Raw genomic sequence first — 18,132 nt, forward strand, 5'->3', positions numbered from 1 at the left:
CGGTGTCCGAACATATGAAAGGGGCCGCAGACGGCCCCTTTCCGCCCTTCAAGGTGTCGCTTACCAGTACGGGCAGCTGTTGTCTTCCAGGTAGTTGTGAACTTCGATCTCGCCGGCGATGATGTCGGCCTTCGCCTCCTCGACGGCGGTCCTCATCTCCTCGGTGATGAGGTCCTCATTATGCTCGTCGACCGCATAGCCGACGGCATCCTCGGCAAGCCCGAGGTCCTGCGCGCCATAGGTGAACTCCCCGTTCATGGCATCCATGAAAGCGTTGTAGACGGCCACGTCCACGCCCTTGACCATGGAGGTCAGCACATGGCCCGGGTGCAGGTAGTTCTGATTGGAATCCACGCCGATGCCGAGCTTGCCGGCATCCGCCGCCGCCTGCAGGACGCCGACGCCCGTGCCGCCGGCGGCGTGATAGATGACGTCCGCGCCCTGGTCGATCTGCGTGCGTGTGATCTCGCCACCCTTGGTCGGGTCGTTCCAGGCCGCCGGCGTATCGCCCGTATAATTGCGGATCACCCGGGCTTCCGGATCCGCGGCCTTGACGCCGCCCACATACCCGCACTCGAACTTACCGATGAGCGGCACCTGCATGCCGCCGACGAAGCCGACCGTCCCGGTTTGGGAAGCCATGGCCGCCAGCATGCCGACGAGATAGGATCCTTCCTGCTCCTTGAAGGTGATGGAGCGCACATTCGGCTGGTCCACACGATCATCGATGATGGTGAAGCTTACGTCCGGATAGTCCGGTGCCACCTTGTCGAGGAACTCGACCCAGGTGAAGCCGGCCATGACGATAGGATTGCGGCCGCGTTCGGCGAAGCGGCGCAGCGCCTGCTCGCGCTGGGCGTCGTTGGAAATCTCGAACTCGACGTACTCGACGCCCGATTCTTCCTTGAACCGCTCCGCGCCCATATAGGCCATCTCATTGAACGACTTGTCGAACTTGCCGCCCAGATCATAAAGCAGCGCCGGCGCGAACTCCTCCTGGGCAACGGCCGTCGTCGCCATCGCAGTTGCAGCCACAAGGCCGAGAACGATACGCTTCATGTGATCCACACCCTGTCGGTTTCTTCAGATTTTGAGGCGGGCCGGTTGCAGAAACGGCGCCGCCCGCCCGGCAGGCTTGACCCTGCCCGCGCTCACCTTTGCACGGGCAACGGGAAATTTCACGCGGAAAATGGCGCCGGTCCCCGCCCTCTGCGCGCCCGGAGAAGGACCGGTTCAGCGGCCCTAGGCCGCCGCGCCGCCGGCCACCGGACAGGTCACGCCGGTGCCCTTCAAACCGCAGTAGCCGCCGGGATTCTTGGCCAGATACTGCTGATGCTCGGCTTCGGCGAAATAGAAGTCCGGCGCCGGCCCGATCTCCGTCGTGACGGGGTCGGCGCCCGCCGCCCGCAGCGCCTCGGCATAGGCATCGCGCGAGGCGCGCGCCTCGGCAAGCTGTGCATCCGTGGTGGCATAGATCGCCGAGCGGTAGGTCGTGCCCACGTCATTGCCCTGGCGCATGCCCTGGGTCGGGTCATGGCCTTCCCAGAACAGCTTCAAAAGCGTCGAAAAGGATACGGCCTGTGGGTCGTAGACCACCAGGACCACCTCGGCATGGCCGGTCAGTCCGGTCGTGGTTTCCCGATAGGTGGGGTTGGGCGTCAGGCCGCCGGCATAGCCGACGGCGGTGACCCACACGCCCTCAACCTGCCAGAACAGACGCTCCGCGCCCCAGAAGCAGCCCATGCCGAACAACACCTGTTCGGTGCCTTCCGGATAGGGGCCCTTGAGCGGACGACCGCTGACGAAGTGATGCGCGGCCGTGCGGATCGGTTCATCCCGGCCGGGCAGCGCCTCTTCGGGCGAGGGCATCCGCAGCTTCTTTTCCGACATCTGGAGGAACATCGATCTCTCCTTCCTCTTCGAGCAGTTCCCGCAAACATGGGAACCGGTTTTCTGTGAACTGCGCAAACCGCACGATCGGGCCTAGCGGGGAATGGAAGCATAAGTCCCGTGTCGCGGTCGCCGGTGGCCGGCGGCGTAGAAAACGAGCGCGAGCGCGGCGAACACGGCCCAGCCCGGCAACGAAAGGATCGCGGTCGCCACCGGATCCCACAGCCAGGGATGAACGTCGATGACGGCGTCGCCGACCGATCGATACGTCTCGGGCGAGACCGCCCGCCAGCTTTCACCGAGAGGCGTGAAGGTCAGCGCCTCCACGGCAACCGTGCGCGTTGCGTCGACCACCGCCATGATAACGGCGACCGCGAGGGAAAGCATCGAAAGCAGGCGCAGGACAAAACGCATGGTCGGACCCGTGGGCGATGGCTCCCCATGAGATAGGCGCGGGCGGCACCGATGGCAATCGCCGCGGCGCGGCGCGACGCGAAAACGTGAATGCCCGTGAGGTCTTGGCATTTGCCGACAATTCGACTAGATGAGCCCCGGGCATGGCGATGCCCCATGCGGTCTTGGCGACAATGCCGCATGCGGAGAGGTGGCCGAGTGGTTGAAGGCGCACGCCTGGAACGCGTGTATACGGGAAACCGTATCGAGGGTTCGAATCCCTCTCTCTCCGCCACTTCGGTATAAACCGGGAACGCCGATCCCGCCGACTTTCCCTCCCTCGGCGGCTACAAGCGTCCTCAACAGGGTGCCTTCCGTTCCCACGTCCTTGCCCGCTCGGCAAAGCCGGAGCAATGGCCTCTTTCTTGCCCAATCCTTTTCAAGTTGACGCCCCATTGTTCGGACAAAAGCCCGCTCAAACAAAGCAAACGGGTTGGGGACATGATCCGATCGATTGCAAGCCTCGCGCTTGCCATGGGTATTTTTTGCGTCGCATTTCCATCCGCTTCCGGCACCGCGCTGGCGAAGCCGCCCGACGGCGCGGCGGAGGAGAAGCCGGTCTATCGCAGCTATCTGAAGGAGGTCGGCTGCCTGGCCAAGGCGATTTATTTCGAAGCCAGGGGGGAGCCGGCGGCCGGCCAGAGAGCGGTCGCCAGGGTCGTTCTGAACCGCGTCGAAAGCGCCTTTTATCCAGACACGGTCTGCGGCGTCGTCTACCAGAACGAACACATGAAAAACGCCTGCCAGTTCTCCTTCGCCTGCGACGGCGTTCCCGACAGGATCAAGGAACCCAGTGCCTTCGATGCGGCCGAGCACATTGCCGTACGTACGTTCACCTGCAAGCGGACATGCTACAGCCGGAGCCCGCTGGCGCGTTCCACCCACTACCACGCCGATTTCGTCACCCCCTGGTGGGCGGAGAAGCTGGAACGGACCGGTAAGGTCGGACGGCACATCTTCTACTATACGGCGACGATGTAGGCCGGCGGAGCGCCGCCCATCAATTGCCGGCAGCGCCTTTACCGGCGAGCCCCTCGGGCCGATGGTAACCTGGCCCGACGGTCAGTGGCGCATCGGGAAGCGCGCTGTCGCCGATCCGGCTTTGGTAGCTGCGTTCAGTCCGCCAAAGAAGCGTTTCGCCCTCCCGGTCGAGCACCCTGATCGCCACCTTGTAGGGCTTTCCGGCCTCGACCTTGCCGAGCGCGGGCGAGCGCAAGGAATAACGGTCGGTCATGGTGCTCACCCGCTCCATGACGATGAAAGGCGCCCCGCCGGCCGGGTCCTCGAAATGTGCCTCGATGATCGACCCGCTGGCCAGCGGCCGCGTCACCTGCGCCGAGAACCCGTAAAAGACCTCCGCATCGCGGTAATTAAAGACGAAACCGCCGCCGGTAATCGTCAGGTATGGCGCCTCCGACGGGTCTTTCCGCGTCAACCAGCCGATCACGAAAAGTACCGCGCAGAGAGCCAGCGCGATGCCCAAAACCTTCTTTTCCGACCACTGCCAGCGCATCCACCCTCCCCGCAGGCAAAGATCCCGCAGCGGAAACCCATGCAGAAAGACGATTAAACGTCACCTGCCGCCGACATTGTCCAGCGAAAACATTTGTCGGAGCGGGTAAGCAGGGAGGCGCCTCTCCGTCCGGCGAAGCGCGGCGGCGTGGGGCGGAGAGGCAATGCACACGGAAAGTCGCGCCGGCCTACTGGGTGGCTTCGAGATTCACCCTTTGCTCGGCAAGTTGCGTCAGCTTATCGTCGGTCGCCTTCTCGTCCGCCAGGTTGCGCTTCATCACCTCCGCGCAATCCTTGCGGCCGAGTTCCTGTGCCCAGGTGATCAGCGTGCCGTAGCGCGTGATCTCGTAATGCTCCACCGCCTGGGCGGCAGCGATGATCGCAGCATCGAGCACCTTCTTGTCCTCGACCTCGCCGGCCACCTCGTTGGCCTCCTCGATGATGCCGTCCATGGCGGGACAGTCCACACCCTTGGCCTCCAGGTCCATCATGCGGAACACCTCATCCAGGTTCCGCACGTGGCCCTCGGTCTCCTGCAGGTGCTTTTCCAGCCCCTGCTTGAGCTGCGGGTTGCTGGCCTTGTCGATCATCTTCGGCAGCGCCTTGATGATCTGGTTCTCGGCGTAATAGATGTCGCGGAGCGTGTGGACGAAAAGATCGTCCATCGATTTGATGTCCTTGGAAAGTAAACCCATCGCCTTATCCCTTCTTCTGCGGTGACGGCCGGAGCACAGGGTCCGCCCTGTCCGGTCCGCCCCGTCCTAACTCGGCGTCAATGGGTCTGTTCCATGGGTCTGGGCGCCGCCAGCGATCTTTTCGGCCCCCGATTCCGTGACTTTTCGGCAACAGGAGAGCGGTGGGGACATGCTGCCACAGACTCGCCCGGAAGACTCCCATTTTCCGCCATGGAGGCCTGTTTTCCGTTGAACGTGGAAACGGGCGTTCACCGGAAATTCATGCTCCTTCGGCAGAATCTCCGCAGACCGCCGGAAATGGTCAGGACGTGGGCCCATGGGATTGCTCAAACTGTTCATCGGTTGCGCGAAGGTTATCCGCACCTTCTTCGCACCCCGCTATCATCCCGAGCGCCACTACATGCGCGGGCCCGGCCCTGCCTGCGCCAGGCGCGACGGCGATAACCGCTCGGCACACGCCTGAGGGGGTTAGCGGCAGGGTTTCAGCACCACGGGCTCGCCGGGCTCGGTGCCGAGCCCACGGCATGAGCCGCCGGCGCAAAGGCGCCAGCCGCCGCCAGTCGCGCCGGAGGCGGCAAGGCGCAGTTCCGGCACGGTCCTGAGCGACGGCACATAAACCCACCATCCGTTCTCGAAGCGGGCATCCGGCGGCGGCTCCATGCCTGCGCCGGAGCCCTTCACCCGCGCCTCGAGGATCCGCAGGCCCGCGGGCGAGACCCGCCACATCTCCCGCCACTCCACCTTTTCGACCGAATGGGTCCAGGACAGCGTGAAAATCTCGGCGGCGAGGACCGCCGTCCGGCCGGCGGCGAGAACGCAAAGGCTCATTCGGCCGCGTCGCCCGTGCTCCGCCCGGGCGGCCCTGCCGCGACCGCGCGCTTGAAGAAAAAATTCGCCGCAAAGAAGAGCGCGGCAAGGCCGAAGCCGATCTCGTCGGTGATCGGCAGCGCGACGATCAGCGTGAAGGCGGCGGCCGTGCCCAGGCACCGCTCCCATACGGCGAGCGGCCGGCGCAGATAGCCGATGACCGCCGCACCCCACAACGCGATCGCCAGGGACGTCTTGAAGACGATATAGGCGACCGCCGGCACATAGCCGATCGTCTCCGCCAGCGGACCGCCGTCCTGGAGCATGAGGGCGGGGGTGTAAACGGCCATGAACGGGATGATGAAGCCGGCGGCGGCGATCTTGATCGCCTCCATGGAGATCTTCAGCCCGCTTTCGCGGGCGATCGGCCCGGCCGCGAAACAGGCGAGCGCCACGGGCGGTGTCAGATCGGCGAGAATGCCGAAATAGAAGACGAACATGTGGCTGACCAGGAGCGGCACGCCGAGCGCAAGCAGCGCCGGCCCGGCGATCGAGGAGGTGATGATGTAGTTGGGAATGGTGGGGATGCCCATGCCTAAGATGATGCAGGTGATCATGGTGAGCACCAGCGACAGGAACAGGCTCGTCTCGCCCACCGAGACGATGAACTGGCCGAAGGTGTTGGCCGCGCCCGTCAGCGTCATGGTGCCGATGATGATGCCGACGATCGCGCAGGCCACGCCGACGGGAAGTGCGGTCTTGGCGCCCTCGGCCAGCGAGGCGCGGCAGACGTCGAGCGTCCTGCGCCCACCCTCGACGAAGATATTGGCAATGATCAGCAACAGGGCTGCGATGACGATGGCATTGATGCCGTAGCGGAAGAAGCTGGCGGCAACCAGCCCGAGCCCGACCCAGAAGATGATGCGCAGCACCTGGTTCGGCAGGCCGAGCGCCACGGAGCCGCCGAGGATCAACAGAACCGTGAGGGACAGGCCGATCGTCCCGGCGAAAAGCGGCGTGTAGCCGGTAAAGAGGAGGTAGACCAGCACGGCGAGCGGCAGCAGGAGATACCAGCGCTCGCGCAGCGCCCGCACGGGGGACGGCAACTCGTCGTTCGGGAGGCCGTGCAGGCCGTATTTGCCGGCCTCCAGATGCACCATCCAGAAGGCGGAGCCGAAGTAAAGCAGCGCCGGGATGATCGCCGCCTGGACCACCTCGTAATATTCGATGCCCAGGGTCTCGGCCATGATGAAGGCCACCGCGCCCATGACCGGCGGCATGAGCTGCCCTCCCATGGAGGAGGTGGATTCCACCCCGCCGGCGAAGGCGGCCCGATAGCCGAAGCGCTTCATCAGGGGAATCGTGAACTGACCCGTGGTCACGACATTGGCGACACCGGAGCCGGATATCGTCCCCATCAGACCCGAGGAAATGACCGACACCTTGGCCGCGCCGCCGCGCGCATGGCCGACCATGCCTAGCGACACGTCGGTGAAGAGCTTGATCATGCCGGCCCGCTCGAGGAACGAGCCGAACAGGATGAAGAGGAAGATGTAGGTGGCCGACACATAGGTCGGAATGCCGTAGATGCCTTCCGTGCCGTAGGCCATGTGGTCGATGACCTGCGATACGTCGTAGCCGCGATGGTTGAGCGGCGCCGGCAGGTACTGGCCCAGGAAGCAATAGGCGAGAAAGATCCCGGAAATGATCGGCAAGGCCGGGCCCATCAGCACGTAAGCGGCGGCGAAGACGGTGAAGAGCGCAACAACGCCGAAGACCAGATCGCGCGTCAGCGGCATGCCGGCGCGCAGGATGAGCGGCTCGTATTCGACATACTGATAGACCGCGACCGACAGCCCCGCCAGCGCAAGCCCCCAGGCCAGCACCTTCACGGCGCGCCCGGCGCCTTGCGAGGAGGCGACGAGCGGGAAGACGAGCAGCATGAGGAAGCCGACGTGGAAGGCGCGCACCACCTGGCTCGGCAAGGTCACCAGATGGGCCGCGGTGACGATCTGGTAGAGCGAGAACACCACCGCGATCCACATGAGCAGCCGGCCCTCGAACGAGGGCTGGAAGTCGCGGTGCGTGGGGTCCTGGAGGTCAGCCGCCGTCTTTCCGGCGGGCTCTGCGCTGGCGGCGCGGCTCGTCATTCACGCGTTCCCCGGATTTGTGGTTTTCATTTCGGTGGACAGTTCGCGCGCTGCCCTTGATTCCGCACATCCCGTTGCCGCTTTCGCGGCCTTGGACCGCACCCCGTCCGGCGGGGTGCGGCACCGTTTCGGGCGGAATGTCTAGAGCAGGCCCTGCTCCTTGTAGTAGCGCTCCGCACCCGGATGGAGCGGCACGGGAACCCCTTGCGGTCCGTTCTCCGCCGAGATCGCCCTGGCGGCGGAATGGGCGGCGGTCAGCTCGTCGAGATTCTCGAAGAGCTGCTTCGTCATCTCGTAAGCAACTTCCTCGGAGACGTCGGAATGCGTGACGAGGATGTTGGTGATGGCCAATGTCGGCACATCCTGTTCCTGGCCCTCATAGGTGCCGGCGGGAATCGTCGCCGAGATGAAGGGCGCGCCGAGGGTCTCGGCCACCTCCTCCGGCACAGCGACCATGGTCACCGGGACAGACAGCGCCAGGTCCTTGATCGAGGCGACGCCGAGCCCGGCCGACTGCAAGGTGGCGTCGAGCTGCCGGTTCTTGATCAGTTCGACCGATTCGCCGAAGGGCAGGTATTCGGTCTGGGCGAGGTCGTCATAGCTCATGCCCATGGCATCGAAGATGCGCCGTGCGTTGAGCTCCGTGCCGGAGGCCGGCGCGCCCACGGACAGGCGCTTGCCCTTCAGGTCCTCGAAGGTCTCGATGCCCGATTCCTCGGAAGCGACGATCTGGATGTAGTTGGGATAGATGGCGGCGATGCCGCGCAGCTTGTCGAGCTGCTGCGGGAAGCCGGCTTCCTCGTCCGCCTCCCAGGCGGACTTGACGGAGTCGCCCAGCGCGAAGGCGATCTCGCCCCGGCCCTGCTGGAGCAGGTTCAGGTTCTCCACGGACGCCTTGGTGGACTGCACCTGCGTGCGCACGCCCTCGATGTTGTCGCCATAGACCTTCGACAACGCCACGCCGAGCGGGTAGTAGACGCCCGAGGTGCCGCCGGTCAGCACGTTGATGAATTCCTGCGCGTTCGCCGCGGCCGCGTTGAGGCCGAGGCCGAACGCCACCGCGCCGGCGACCAGGATGTTCCGTTTCATGTGCAACATTGCTCCTCCGCTTGCTTTTTTCAGCGCCCTGGAAAGGACTGGATATCGGCTCCCGCGACACGGAACAAAAGCCCGGCCGCGCGGCTCAGCCGGCACAATAGCGGCAAGTGTCGCCGGGCGAAACAGGATTCGAGACGGCCGCTACCCCCTCTCGGAGAACATCGCCTGCAGCCGCGCGAACGGCATCACCTCCTGGGCGAAGGTGAATGTGCCTTCTTCCAGCATCTCCCGGGCGGCGCGCTCGACCGCGCCGAAGGCAAGATTGGTGAGCTTGGAGCCGAGCGAGATGCGCTTGGCGCCGGCTTCGGCCAGTGCGGAGACGGAGAAATCGGCCGTCGCCAGTACGTTCACCGGCTTGCCGGCGGCGGTACAGACGGCGCGCACCTGGTCGAGCTCGCTCAGCCCCGGTGCATAAAGCACGTCGGCGCCCGCCTTCTCGAAGGCCTGCAGCCGGGCAATCGTGTCTTCGAGATCTGCGCGGCCCCACAGGAAGTTTTCCGCCCGCGCGGTGAAGACGAAGTCGCGTTTCAGCGAGCGCGCCGCTTCTGCCGCCGCGGCGACGCGCTCCACCGCCAGCGAGAAATCATAGATGGGCCGGGCCGGGTCGCCGGTCGCGTCCTCGATCGAACAGCCGGCAAGCCCCGCCGCCTCCGCGGCGAAGACCGTCTCGGCAGCGCTGTCCGGGCTCTCGCCCTTGCCGTGCTCCAGATCGGCCGAGACAGGAAGAGGCGTGGCCGCGACGATCTCCCGGCAATGGTCCATGCGTTCCTCGAAATGCACGCCGCCGTCGGGCAGGCCGCGCGAGAACGCGTAGCCCGCACTGGTGGTCGCCAGGGCCTTGAAGCCGGCCGCGGCAAGCAGCCTGGCCGTGCCGACGTCCCAGGGATTGGGGAGGACGAAGACACCTTCGTCCTCGTGAAGTGCACGGAAAATCGAGCCGATGTCGCGCATGGTTCCGTTCCATCGAAATTTTCAGACGAGCCGATGAGGCGCGCGGGCGGCGGCGATGTCAAGGGCGCATCGCGCGCATGCCGTCACCCGCGCGAAGCCGCCTCAGACGCTGCCGGTCGATCCGAAGCCACCATTGCCGCGCGCCGTCTCGCCGGGATGCCGCCGCTCCTCCAGTACCGCGCGAACGACCGGCGCAATGATGAGCTGAGCTATTCGCATGCCGCGTGTCACCGCGAAGTCCTCCTCGCCCAGATTGATCAGCAGGACCTGCAGTTCCCCGCGATAATCGGCATCGATGGTGCCGGGGGTGTTGAGACAGGTGATCCCGTGGCGCAGCGCCAGCCCCGAGCGCGGCCGCACCTGCCCCTCGAAACCTTCCGGGATCTCCATCACAAAGCCGGTGGGAACGAGCGCGCGCCTGCCGGGAAGCAGGATCACCTGCCGATCCTCGGGAAGGGCCGCGCGCAGATCCATGCCCGCCGCGGCGGCGGATTCGTAGGCCGGCAGCGGCAGCCCCTCGGCATGCGGCAGGCGCACGATGCCGAGCGTAGGGCCGAAGACCGGCATGGAGGCGGAGGGGTTCACCATGGCTCCTATCTGGCGCCGGTAGGCAGAGGCGTCAATTCCGCCGCCTTCCGCCACGGTGTTTTTCAACGCCTTTCATCAGAACTTGATGAATTGAAGTCGGATTGGCGGACGGCACCCGCCCTGAGAGTGGAGGCACACACTACCCCGCCTGATTCCCAGCCGCCGACATGCGGCCTTCAGCCCTGGCGGGCCAAAAGGTCGGCGAAACGCTGCAGGTACAGCGGCCATCCTTGATCGTCGGCAACACCGTCGCGCACGCCTTCCCAGCCCTCGTCATGGCGTTCCAGGTTTCGATGCTCGATCTCGACGCGGGTGCGATGTGCCGCCTCTGCGGTAAACCGCACCTCCCACTCACTGGTCCTGTCCGGGTCGGTCTCGATCTGCCATTGCGGATTGATGTTCCAGCTGAGCAGCACCCGATTGGGCGGTTCGTAGGCCAGAACGCGCGCCCAGCGGCATTCGCTGCCGTCGACGCCGCGGTCATAGAGATAGCCACCGACCCAAGGCTCGAAGACCGTCTCGGCGATCGGAACGGCGAGCAGATTGTGCTCGGCGGGTTTGAAACGGCCGAACTCCTCGGTGAAGACCTTGAATGCGCGCTCGACCGGCGCCTCGACCGCGATGGACTTTTTCACGGACGTCTCTGCTGCACGCTTGTTCATTGTGCCTCCTCCTCCGGGGGGGTCCTCGACGGCCGTCCTGTAGGCCGCCAGCGTCTTGCTCCAAAACCGATCGAGCTCCGCGCGAAGGTGCGCCAGCCCATCGGGATCGATGTGATAGATGTTGCTGGCGCCCTTGGGCTCGGCGCGGACGAGCTGCGCTTCCCTCAACACCCTGAGATGCTGCGAGACCGCCGACTGGGTGACCGGCAGGGCCCGTTTGATCTCCGCCACCGAGCGTGGCCGCTCTGCAACCAGTTCGAAGACAGCCCGGCGGGTAGGGTCGGCCAGCGCGGTCAGCTGCGCAATATCATTAGTCATTACTAATGATTAGTAGAAACTAATGTAATAGTCAATCTGGGCTGAAATGCGCCCGCAAGCTCCCTATATACAGCCCGATTTACATTCGACAGCGGCGGCCATGGCTGCTAAGAGCCCGGCCGTCAAAAGGACTTCAGGACATGGCCGATAAAATCGCCGACGCGGTGGCGCGCCGCCGCACCTTCGCGATCATTTCGCACCCGGACGCGGGCAAGACGACGCTGACGGAAAAGCTGCTTCTGTTCGGCGGCGCCATCCAGCTCGCCGGCGAGGTCAAGGCGAAGAAGAACCGCGTGCATTCGCGTTCCGACTGGATGAAGATCGAGCGCGAGCGCGGCATCTCGGTCGTCACCTCGGTGATGACCTTCGAATATGGCGACCATGTCTTCAACCTGCTCGACACACCCGGCCACGAGGATTTCGCGGACGACACCTACCGCACGCTGACGGCGGTGGATTCGGCCGTCATGGTGATCGATGCCGCCAAGGGCATCGAGCCGCGCACGCTGAAGCTCTTCGAGGTGTGCCGCCTGCGCGACATTCCTATCATCACCTTCGTCAACAAGCTCGACCGGGAAAGCCGCGACCCCTTCGAGATCCTCGACGAGATCGAGGAGAAGCTGGCGCTTGACACCGCGCCTGTCACCTGGCCGATCGGCCGCGGCAGGAGCTTTTCGGGAACCTACCACCTGGCCGACAACACCATTCGCCATTCCGATGCGGACGTGCGTCCCATGCCCGTCAACGGGCCGGAAGCCGATGCCGTTTCGGGGCTCTTGCCGGAGCACGAGCGCGAGGCCTTCGTCGAGGAGATGCTGTTGGCGCGGGAGGCCTGCAGACCCTTCGACCTCGCCGCCTTCCGCGAGGGGCACCTCACGCCGGTCTATTTCGGCTCGGCACTCAGGAATTTTGGCGTGCGCGACCTGATCGAGGCGCTGGGGGCCATCGGGCCGGCGCCGCGCGCCCAGGATGCCGATGCGCGCAAGGTCGAGGCGACGGAGGAGAAGATGACCTCCTTCGTCTTCAAGATCCAGGCCAACATGGACCCCAATCACCGCGACCGCATCGCCTTCGTGCGCGTATGCTCGGGCAAGCTCGAGCGGGGCATGAAGGCGAAGCTGGTGCGCACCGGCAAGCCCATCAGCCTTTCCGCCCCGCAGTTCTTCTTCGCCAAGAGCCGGATCACCGCCGACGAGGCCTTCGCCGGCGACGTGGTGGGCATTCCCAATCACGGAACGCTGAGGATCGGCGATACGCTGACCGAGGGCGAGGAGCTTCTCTTCCGGGGCGTGCCGAACTTCGCTCCGGAGATCCTGCGCCGCGTGCGGCTTTCCGACGCGATGAAGGCGAAGAAGCTGAAGGAAGCCCTGCAGCAGATGGCGGAGGAAGGCGTGGTGCAGCTCTTCACGCCGGAGGACGGCTCGCCGGCCATCGTCGGCGTCGTCGGCGCCCTGCAAATCGACGTGCTGAGGGAGCGGCTGAAGAACGAATACACCCTGCCGGTCGATTTCGAGGCGGCGCGCTTTTCCGTCTGCCGCTGGATCGCGGCCGACGACCGCAGCGAGCTGGAACGCTTCATCGCCGCCCATCGCGGCGACATCGCCCGCGACCTGGACGAAGATCCGGTCTTCCTCGCACCGCACCAGTTCGGCCTCAATTACGAAGCCGAGCGCTGGCCGGCCATCCGTTTCACCGCCGTCAAGGACTATCAGGTGCGCGAGGCGGCCTAGACAATCAAAGGTTGTGGAAACTCCGCCTTTGCAATTGAAAATGTCCGGCCCGGCCTCTAGCCTGGCAATGCTTGTTCCTGCGTAGAGCGCGTGTGTTTGGCGTAGGCTTTATGACCATGCGGGCGCATTGCGCGGTGTGGCTGCGCGCGCCACGAGGCGAGATCGCCGCGTGCGTCCCATGGTCGGATTTTTCAGCCGGCGCCGTTGCCACGGTCCCGGCATAGGGTTCCAAGTAAAAACCCGTCTCATTCTCCCCCTTCGCTGTGGTATAGTTTTCCTTTGCCGGTCCCATCACGCCCATTTCAGTGCTCAATAAAAAAGTGGACCGCACCTATCCTAGTGGAAAGCCGCTTCAAGCAGGGAGAGAAGCCATGGGCCTTCGCATCAATGATACCGCGCCGGATTTCACGGCCGAGACCACACACGGCACGATCAACTTCCATGAGTGGATCGGCGACGGCTGGGCCGTGCTCTTCAGCCACCCGAAGAACTTCACCCCGGTCTGCACCACCGAGCTGGGTGCGATGGCGGGGCTCGAAGACGAGTTCAAAAAGCGCAACGCCAAGATCATCGGCATCTCGGTCGACCCGGTCCAGGACCACGAGCGCTGGAAGGAGGATATCCAGAAGGCGACCGGATTCGCGGTCGAGTATCCGCTGATCGGCGACAGGGAGCTGAAGATCGCCAAGCTCTACGACATGCTGCCGGCGGATGCCGGCGACTCGTCCGAGGGGCGCACGCCGGCCGACAACGCGACCGTGCGCACAGTCTACGTGATCGGCCCGGACAAGAAGATCAAGCTGGTCCTGACCTACCCGATGACGACCGGGCGCAATTTCGACGAGATCCTGCGCGCCATCGATTCGATCCAGCTCACCGCAAAGCACCAGGTGGCCACGCCGGCCAACTGGAAGCTGGGCGAGGACGTGATCATCACGCCCGCCGTTTCCAACGAGGACGCGACCCAGCGTTTCGGCTCGTTCGAGACGGTCCTGCCCTATCTCAGGAAGACGAAGCAGCCTTCGGCCTGAGTCGGCCGGGGCCGGCCGCCACAGATCGGCCATCGTAATGGAAAAGGCTCCGTCCGGTTCGGGATGGAGCCTTTTTCATGGCGTTGCGTATTGCTGCCACTTCCTTGTTTCTTCTCGCCGCTTCCGCCGCTTCCGCCGCTTCCGCCGCCTCCCCCGAAGCGTGGGAGGCGTTCAAGGCCGATATCGAAGGCAAATGCTTTGCCGCAACCACCACGCTTGAGGACAAGACCGCCTGGGTCGACCCTTTCGGAACGGAGAGTTACGGCATTGCGGTTGTAACCGGCCGGTCCCGATACGCCGACGGGCGCCAGTTCGTCGTCTGCGTCTACGACAAGGCAACCAAAACGGTGGAGACCCTGTCCGAGACCGACCTACAGGTCCTCATGCCGGATCGCTGACTGCGGCGAAACGTCCAAAAGCCCTCCTCCACTTCCCAGGGGGTGCCTTTTTGCATCCGGCTTTCGGAACGCAGCCCTACATCGCTGCTATTGGCAATGGCGCCCATACGAGTGATCGGCTATGGTCGCGCCGTTTTTCGAGGGAGAGCAATGTCGGACGAGCGCACCACGATTTCGGGCGGAATGGAGACGGCCTTCGGTTTTCGCCGCGTCGGCGAGGGCGAGAAACAGGGACTCGTCAACGACGTGTTCCACCGTGTCGCCGAGCGCTACGACCTGATGAACGACCTCATGTCGGGCGGGCTCCACCGCGTCTGGAAGGATGCGATGGTGACCTGGCTCGCGCCGCCGCGGCGGCCGGGCTTCAAGGCGCTGGACGTTGCCGGCGGCACGGGCGATATCGCCTTCCGCATCGTCGAGGCTTCAAATTACCAAGCCGATGCCACGGTGCTCGACATCAACGGCTCGATGCTGGCTGTCGGCCGGGACCGTGCCGAAAAGCGCGGCATTGGCGCCAACCTGAACTTCATCGAGGCGAATGCGGAAGATCTGCCCTTTCCCGACGCCACCTTTGATGCCTATACGATCGCCTTCGGCATCCGCAACGTGCCGCAGATCGCGGCGGCGCTTTCCGAGGCATTCCGCGTGCTGCGGCCCGGCGGGCGCTTTTTGTGCCTGGAGTTCTCCGACGTGCGCATGCCCTTCCTCGACAAGGCCTATGACGCGTGGTCCTTCAACGCCATTCCGCGCATCGGAAGAATGGTCGCCGGCGACGACGAGCCCTACCGCTATCTCGTCGAATCGATCCGTAAGTTCCCCAACCAGGAAAACTTCGCCGAGATGATGCGGACGGCCGGCTTCTCGCGCGTCACCTGGCGCGATTATTCGGGCGGGATCGCCGCGCTCCATTCCGGCTGGAAGATCTGACGCGCGGATGAGCACGATCGGCGCATATCTCCGCCTCGTCCGCGCGGGCTGGATCCTGTTGCGTGAAGGCGTCATTGCCGCCCTGCCGGTGGACCAGCTCGAGGGCATGCCGCGGTTCGGCTGGCGCCTCGCCAAGCTCATCTCGCGCAGGCGGGCGGGCGCGCGCGATCGCCCGGAGCGGCTGGCGATCGCCGTCGACCGGCTCGGCCCCTCCTATGTTAAGCTTGGCCAGTTCCTGGCCACCCGTCCGGATGTGGTCGGGCACGAGATGGCGCTCGATCTGGCGAGCCTGCAGGACCGGATGGAGACCTTCCCCGAATGGCAGGCGCGCGCGGCCGTCGAAGCCTCGCTCGGCGCGCCGGTGGAGAAGCTCTATACCGGGTTCGGCGCGCCCGTGGCCGCCGCCTCCATCGCCCAGGTGCACGAGGCCAAGATCCTGCGCGAAGGCGAGATGCAGCGCGTGGCGGTGAAGATCATCCGCCCCGGCGTGCGCCGCCGTTTCTACAACGACCTGGAAAGCTATTTCCTGGCCGCCCGGCTGCAGGAGCGCTTCATCCCCGCCGCACGGCGCCTGAGGCCGGTGCAGGTGACGGAAACGCTCGCCCAGACGACGAAGATCGAGATGGACCTGCGGCTGGAGGCCGCCGCCATCTCCGAGCTTCACGAAAACACCAAGGACGACCCGGGTTTTCGCGTGCCGTGGGTCGACTGGCGCCGGACGGGCCGCGATGTCCTGACGCTCGAATGGATCGACGGCACCAAGATGTCGAACATCGAGGCGCTGCGGATTGCTGGCCACGATCTGGAGGGGCTTGCGGTCACGCTGATCCAGACCTTCCTGCGGCACACGCTGCGCGACGGCTTCTTCCATGCCGACATGCACCCAGGCAATCTTTTCGTCGAGCGCGACGGCACCATCGTCGCCGTCGATTTCGGCATCATGGGCCGTGTCGGCAAGAAGGAGCGGCGCTTCCTTGCCGAGATCCTCTACGGCTTCATCACGCGTGACTTTCGCCGGGTGGCCGAAGTGCATTTCGAGGCCGGTTACGTGCCGGCGCATCACGACGTCGCCGCCTTCGCCCAGGCCCTGCGGGCGATCGGCGAGCCGATCCACGGTCAGCCCGCCGAAACGATCTCCATGGCCCGGCTTCTGACACTTTTGTTCGAGGTGACAGAGCTCTTCGACATGCAGACCCGGCCCGAGCTCCTGCTCTTGCAGAAGACTATGGTGGTGGTAGAGGGCGTGTCGCGCACGCTCGATCCGCATTTCAACATGTGGAAGGCGTCGGAGCCCGTGGTCTCCGAGTATATCAAGGCCAATCTCGGCCCGCGCGGCATGGTGACGGACGCGCGTGACGGGCTCAACGCACTGGTTGCACTCGTCCGCCAGGTGCCGGAACTGGCCGCCCGCACGGAGCGCCTGTCACGCGAAATCGAGTCCATGGCCGCGCACGGCCTGCGCCTCGACACGGAAACGGCGGAAGCCATCGGCCGCGCCGGAGCGCGGCACACGCGCTTCGGGCGCGTCGCGCTGTGGGTCATCGCTGCCGCGGTTTTCGTTATCATGTGGCAGTTGTTCTGATCATGCGCGGCGGCGGGGCGCAGGTCGCCATTGCTTTTCAAGAGCGACGATTTCGTCCATACGGATGGGGAGCCCGTCGTGAAACCGGCCTGAGGAGGCCTCCGTGAGCCTTTCGGGAAAACGCATCCTTCTCATCATCGGCGGCGGCATCGCGGCCTACAAGTGCCTCGACCTCATCCGCCGCCTGCGCGAGCGCGGCGCCACCGTCCGCTGCGTGATGACCGGGGCCGCGCAGACCTTCATCACGCCGCTTTCTGTCGGCGCGCTTTCGGCCGATCACGTCTTCACCGACCTCTTCGACCGACAGGACGAGCACGACGTCGGCCATATCCGTCTTTCGCGCGAGGCGGATCTGGTTGTGGTCGCCCCGGCGACGGCGGATCTGATGGCGAAGCTCGCCACGGGTCTCGCCAACGACCTTGCTTCCACGGTGCTGCTTGCGACGGACAAGCCGGTTCTGATGGCGCCCGCCATGAACCCGAAAATGTGGGCGCATCCGGCCACGGGGCGCAACCGCGACACGCTCACCGGGGACGGCATCCGCTTCGTCGGGCCGAACAGCGGCGAGATGGCCGAGGGCGGCGAGGCGGGCGAGGGGCGCATGGCCGAGCCGCTGGAGATCGTTGCGGCGATCGAGGATCATTTCGCCGGCCCCTCCGGGCCGCTCACCGGCCGCCGGATCATCGTCACCTCCGGGCCGACACACGAGGCCGTCGATCCCGTGCGCTACATCGCCAATCGCTCATCGGGCAGGCAAGGGCATGCCATCGCCGCGGCCCTGGCGCGGCTCGGCGCCGATGTGCAACTCGTGTCGGGACCGGTGTCGATCTCCGACCCGCAAGGCGTGACGACCATTCATGTCGAGAGCGCGCGGCAGATGCGCGACGCCGTCGAAGCGCTCTTGCCGGCGGATGCAGGCATCTTCGTGGCGGCTGTCGCCGACTGGCGGCCGGCCAATGAGAAGGGCGACAAGATCAAGAAGCGCAAGGGGGAGAATGCACCCGCGCTGGAGCTTGTCGAAAACCCGGACATCCTGGCCGGCATCGGCCATCACAAGCAGCGCCCGGCGCTGGTCGTCGGCTTTGCAGCCGAAACGGACGATCTCGAGCAGAACGCCCGCGTCAAGCTCGAGAAGAAGGGTGCCGACATCATCGTCGCAAACGACGTTTCGCACGACAGCGGTATCGGCGCGCGCGGCGTCATGGGCGGCGCGCGCAACCACGTGAAAATCGTCTCCAAAACCGGTGTTGAGGAATGGCCGGAGACGAGCAAGGAGAAAGTCGCCGAAAGACTGGCGACTTTGGTCGCGGAGCGACTTGGGGCGACTGCACCCTGAAAGC

Annotated in this window: 18 protein-coding genes, 1 tRNA gene and 1 pseudogene; 9 read left to right on the forward strand and 11 right to left on the reverse strand. The window is 65.0% G+C overall.

Annotated elements, in window-relative coordinates:
• Nucleotides 1–60: 60 nt before the first annotated feature.
• The 3 genes from SIN08_RS08170 to SIN08_RS08180 form a co-directional block, all read right to left on the reverse strand.
• A complete protein-coding gene (locus SIN08_RS08170) occupies nt 61–1,059 on the reverse strand; it encodes a BMP family ABC transporter substrate-binding protein (protein WP_322451075.1) in 999 nt (332 codons plus the stop codon).
• A gap of 183 nt (nt 1,060–1,242) precedes the next feature.
• On the reverse strand, nt 1,243–1,902 hold the full coding sequence (gene msrA / locus SIN08_RS08175; RefSeq protein ID WP_322451076.1) for a peptide-methionine (S)-S-oxide reductase MsrA: 660 nt from the start codon (nt 1,900–1,902) through the stop codon (nt 1,243–1,245).
• Nucleotides 1,903–1,983: 81 nt separating this feature from the next.
• Entirely contained in the window at nt 1,984–2,304 is a 321-nt protein-coding gene (locus SIN08_RS08180; protein ID WP_322451077.1) for a hypothetical protein, read from the reverse strand.
• A 184-nt stretch (nt 2,305–2,488) separates the two neighbouring features.
• Here SIN08_RS08180 and SIN08_RS08185 point away from each other — a divergent pair.
• Nucleotides 2,489–2,578: transfer RNA gene (locus SIN08_RS08185), tRNA-Ser, on the forward strand.
• A 206-nt stretch (nt 2,579–2,784) separates the two neighbouring features.
• A complete protein-coding gene (locus tag SIN08_RS08190) occupies nt 2,785–3,324 on the forward strand; it encodes a cell wall hydrolase (RefSeq protein WP_322451078.1) in 540 nt (179 codons plus the stop codon).
• Nucleotides 3,325–3,343: 19 nt separating this feature from the next.
• Here SIN08_RS08190 and SIN08_RS08195 read toward each other — a convergent pair whose 3' ends face one another.
• On the reverse strand, nt 3,344–3,826 hold the full coding sequence (locus SIN08_RS08195) for a hypothetical protein (protein WP_322451079.1): 483 nt from the start codon (nt 3,824–3,826) through the stop codon (nt 3,344–3,346).
• Nucleotides 3,827–4,043: 217 nt separating this feature from the next.
• On the reverse strand, nt 4,044–4,550 hold the full coding sequence (locus SIN08_RS08200) for a ferritin-like domain-containing protein (protein ID WP_322451080.1): 507 nt from the start codon (nt 4,548–4,550) through the stop codon (nt 4,044–4,046).
• Nucleotides 4,551–4,866: 316 nt separating this feature from the next.
• On the opposite strand from SIN08_RS08200, the gene SIN08_RS08205 reads away from it, so the two are divergent.
• Complete coding sequence (locus SIN08_RS08205; RefSeq protein ID WP_322451081.1) at nt 4,867–5,013, forward strand: hypothetical protein; 147 nt, start codon at nt 4,867–4,869, stop codon at nt 5,011–5,013.
• Nucleotides 5,014–5,018: 5 nt separating this feature from the next.
• On the opposite strand, the gene SIN08_RS08210 is transcribed toward SIN08_RS08205, so the two are convergent.
• From SIN08_RS08210 to SIN08_RS08240, 6 genes and pseudogenes are all read right to left on the reverse strand, one after another.
• Entirely contained in the window at nt 5,019–5,378 is a 360-nt protein-coding gene (locus tag SIN08_RS08210; protein WP_322451082.1) for a DUF1850 domain-containing protein, read from the reverse strand.
• Entirely contained in the window at nt 5,375–7,507 is a 2,133-nt protein-coding gene (locus tag SIN08_RS08215) for a TRAP transporter permease (RefSeq protein WP_416208034.1), read from the reverse strand. The genes SIN08_RS08210 and SIN08_RS08215 overlap by 4 nt, the downstream gene beginning before the upstream one ends.
• Before the next feature lie 141 nt (nt 7,508–7,648).
• On the reverse strand, nt 7,649–8,605 hold the full coding sequence (locus tag SIN08_RS08220; RefSeq protein ID WP_322451083.1) for a TAXI family TRAP transporter solute-binding subunit: 957 nt from the start codon (nt 8,603–8,605) through the stop codon (nt 7,649–7,651).
• A 141-nt stretch (nt 8,606–8,746) separates the two neighbouring features.
• Nucleotides 8,747–9,556 (reverse strand): isocitrate lyase/phosphoenolpyruvate mutase family protein, encoded by an 810-nt coding sequence (locus SIN08_RS08225; RefSeq protein ID WP_322451084.1) that lies wholly within the window; start codon nt 9,554–9,556, stop codon nt 8,747–8,749.
• A 102-nt stretch (nt 9,557–9,658) separates the two neighbouring features.
• On the reverse strand, nt 9,659–10,144 hold the full coding sequence (dut, locus tag SIN08_RS08230) for a dUTP diphosphatase (protein ID WP_322451277.1): 486 nt from the start codon (nt 10,142–10,144) through the stop codon (nt 9,659–9,661).
• Nucleotides 10,145–10,830: 686 nt separating this feature from the next.
• Nucleotides 10,831–11,124 (reverse strand): annotated as a pseudogene (locus SIN08_RS08240) (ArsR/SmtB family transcription factor); the annotation flags it as partial.
• Nucleotides 11,125–11,264: 140 nt separating this feature from the next.
• Between SIN08_RS08240 and SIN08_RS08245 the strand changes: the two are divergent.
• The 6 genes from SIN08_RS08245 to coaBC all read left to right on the forward strand — a co-directional run bounded on the left by SIN08_RS08245 (nt 11,265) and on the right by coaBC (nt 18,128).
• Nucleotides 11,265–12,854, forward strand: coding sequence for a peptide chain release factor 3 (locus SIN08_RS08245; protein ID WP_322451085.1), 1,590 nt, complete (start codon nt 11,265–11,267; stop codon nt 12,852–12,854).
• 371 nt (nt 12,855–13,225) lie between these two features.
• Nucleotides 13,226–13,885 carry a peroxiredoxin gene (locus tag SIN08_RS08250; RefSeq protein WP_322451086.1) on the forward strand — a complete coding sequence of 220 codons (660 nt, stop codon included), beginning with the start codon at nt 13,226–13,228 and terminating at the stop codon, nt 13,883–13,885.
• A gap of 77 nt (nt 13,886–13,962) precedes the next feature.
• Nucleotides 13,963–14,283 carry a hypothetical protein gene (locus SIN08_RS08255; protein WP_322451087.1) on the forward strand — a complete coding sequence of 107 codons (321 nt, stop codon included), beginning with the start codon at nt 13,963–13,965 and terminating at the stop codon, nt 14,281–14,283.
• A gap of 150 nt (nt 14,284–14,433) precedes the next feature.
• Nucleotides 14,434–15,210: a bifunctional demethylmenaquinone methyltransferase/2-methoxy-6-polyprenyl-1,4-benzoquinol methylase UbiE gene (gene ubiE, locus SIN08_RS08260; RefSeq protein WP_322451088.1), complete on the forward strand. Its 777-nt coding sequence runs from the start codon at nt 14,434–14,436 to the stop codon at nt 15,208–15,210.
• Between the two features lie 7 nt (nt 15,211–15,217).
• Entirely contained in the window at nt 15,218–16,792 is a 1,575-nt protein-coding gene (gene ubiB, locus SIN08_RS08265) for a 2-polyprenylphenol 6-hydroxylase (RefSeq protein WP_322451089.1), read from the forward strand.
• A 103-nt stretch (nt 16,793–16,895) separates the two neighbouring features.
• Entirely contained in the window at nt 16,896–18,128 is a 1,233-nt protein-coding gene (gene coaBC / locus SIN08_RS08270) for a bifunctional phosphopantothenoylcysteine decarboxylase/phosphopantothenate--cysteine ligase CoaBC (protein ID WP_322451090.1), read from the forward strand.
• Nucleotides 18,129–18,132 lie beyond the last annotated feature (4 nt).

Origin of the sequence: Chelativorans sp. M5D2P16 (assembly GCF_034427935.1) — a bacterium.
In the GTDB taxonomy this organism is placed as follows: Bacteria; Pseudomonadota; Alphaproteobacteria; order Rhizobiales; family Rhizobiaceae; genus Chelativorans.

What these genes read in the sequence shown, in the direction of transcription:
- SIN08_RS08170 (WP_322451075.1), bottom strand. Translation starts at nt 1,059, where the DNA reads ATGAAGCGTATCGTTCTCGGCCTTGTGGCTGCAACTGCGATGGCGACG.
- msrA (WP_322451076.1), bottom strand. Translation starts at nt 1,902, where the DNA reads ATGTTCCTCCAGATGTCGGAAAAGAAGCTGCGGATGCCCTCGCCCGAA.
- SIN08_RS08180 (WP_322451077.1), bottom strand. Translation starts at nt 2,304, where the DNA reads ATGCGTTTTGTCCTGCGCCTGCTTTCGATGCTTTCCCTCGCGGTCGCC.
- SIN08_RS08190 (WP_322451078.1), top strand. Translation starts at nt 2,785, where the DNA reads ATGATCCGATCGATTGCAAGCCTCGCGCTTGCCATGGGTATTTTTTGC.
- SIN08_RS08200 (WP_322451080.1), bottom strand. Translation starts at nt 4,550, where the DNA reads ATGGGTTTACTTTCCAAGGACATCAAATCGATGGACGATCTTTTCGTC.
- SIN08_RS08205 (WP_322451081.1), top strand. Translation starts at nt 4,867, where the DNA reads ATGGGATTGCTCAAACTGTTCATCGGTTGCGCGAAGGTTATCCGCACC.
- SIN08_RS08210 (WP_322451082.1), bottom strand. Translation starts at nt 5,378, where the DNA reads ATGAGCCTTTGCGTTCTCGCCGCCGGCCGGACGGCGGTCCTCGCCGCC.
- SIN08_RS08215 (WP_416208034.1), bottom strand. Translation starts at nt 7,507, where the DNA reads ATGACGAGCCGCGCCGCCAGCGCAGAGCCCGCCGGAAAGACGGCGGCT.
- SIN08_RS08220 (WP_322451083.1), bottom strand. Translation starts at nt 8,605, where the DNA reads ATGTTGCACATGAAACGGAACATCCTGGTCGCCGGCGCGGTGGCGTTC.
- SIN08_RS08225 (WP_322451084.1), bottom strand. Translation starts at nt 9,556, where the DNA reads ATGCGCGACATCGGCTCGATTTTCCGTGCACTTCACGAGGACGAAGGT.
- dut (WP_322451277.1), bottom strand. Translation starts at nt 10,144, where the DNA reads ATGGTGAACCCCTCCGCCTCCATGCCGGTCTTCGGCCCTACGCTCGGC.
- SIN08_RS08245 (WP_322451085.1), top strand. Translation starts at nt 11,265, where the DNA reads ATGGCCGATAAAATCGCCGACGCGGTGGCGCGCCGCCGCACCTTCGCG.
- SIN08_RS08250 (WP_322451086.1), top strand. Translation starts at nt 13,226, where the DNA reads ATGGGCCTTCGCATCAATGATACCGCGCCGGATTTCACGGCCGAGACC.
- SIN08_RS08255 (WP_322451087.1), top strand. Translation starts at nt 13,963, where the DNA reads ATGGCGTTGCGTATTGCTGCCACTTCCTTGTTTCTTCTCGCCGCTTCC.
- ubiE (WP_322451088.1), top strand. Translation starts at nt 14,434, where the DNA reads ATGTCGGACGAGCGCACCACGATTTCGGGCGGAATGGAGACGGCCTTC.
- ubiB (WP_322451089.1), top strand. Translation starts at nt 15,218, where the DNA reads ATGAGCACGATCGGCGCATATCTCCGCCTCGTCCGCGCGGGCTGGATC.